Below are 245 nucleotides of genomic sequence, written 5' to 3'. Positions count from 1 at the left end.
CCGATGCCGTAGTTTGCGAAACGCGCGCCGATCTTTTGCGCCTTCTTTTCCCATTCTTCGCGGAATGCTCGCGCCGTGTCGTCGTCGTCAGCCATTTGGATACCGCGCGCGTCGTAATCTTTCAGATAACGCGCGTACAGGCGAACGGTGCCGGGCTCGTTGTGTTCGCAATGATCCATCAGGCGCACGCCGTCGATATAGAGCCCGGACAGAGCCGCCGTCAGCTTGTCGTAACCGTAGCCGCC

1 protein-coding gene is annotated in these 245 nt (G+C 60.0%); it reads right to left on the bottom strand.

Annotated features, from left to right (window positions below; all coding sequences use genetic code 11):
• Positions 1 to 245 (bottom strand): hypothetical protein (locus AC1RPQ_RS08620; RefSeq protein WP_481762369.1); only part of this gene is annotated, 245 nt, incomplete at both ends.

The sequence above is a fragment of the Dellaglioa sp. CoH-57-MRSF-21 genome (assembly GCF_056781915.1).
This window is presented reverse-complemented; position numbering and strand designations above follow the sequence as displayed.